This is a genomic window from Cobetia sp. 1CM21F (assembly GCF_023161745.1).
In the GTDB taxonomy this organism is placed as follows: domain Bacteria; phylum Pseudomonadota; class Gammaproteobacteria; order Pseudomonadales; family Halomonadaceae; genus Cobetia; species Cobetia amphilecti.
The window spans coordinates 1-542 of record NZ_JALNTQ010000017.1 but is presented as its reverse complement, the minus strand read 5'-3'; the positions used below and the strand labels follow the sequence as shown (position 1 = coordinate 542).

1 protein-coding gene is annotated in these 542 nt (G+C 62.0%); it reads left to right on the top strand.

Translation table 11 applies throughout. The features are described from left to right. Window positions 1–542: VCBS domain-containing protein (locus tag MSG32_RS17905; protein WP_248381131.1), on the top strand; the 542-nt coding region annotated here is incomplete at both ends.

The following is a 542-nucleotide window of genomic DNA, read 5'->3' as shown; positions in this document are numbered from 1 at the left end:
ACCGTCACCCTGGTCATCACCGACAGCGACGGCAACGAGCAGACCGTCACCGCCACCGTCGAGAACGGCACCTACAGCGTCGACGCCGAGACCCCGCTGAGCGAAGGCGAGTACAGCGTCGAAGCCTCGGTCACCGATCCGGCCGGCAACACCGCGACCAGCAATGACGTGGGCGCCCTGATTGGCGGCGATTCTGGAGAGGTAACGGAGGATGGCGTTACCGAAGCTTCCGGCGCGCTTGTCGATGTCGAAAGTACTGATGTTGTCGCTGGCACCCAAAGCGGTGATTACGGCACTTTCAGCGTCAACGAGGCAGGGGAGTGGACCTACACCCTCAATAATGAAGCCGCCGTCGTTCAGGGGTTGAATGAAGGTGACACTGTCAGCCAGTCGTTCGTGGTCGAGCTCAGTGATGGCTCGACCACCACGGTCGACATCGTCATCACTGGCGTGGATGACTCGGCGCCGACCATCACCTCGCTGGATGACCAGTCGGTCACTGAGGCGACCGGCGGCACCGTCACTGACACCTTCCAGGTGGA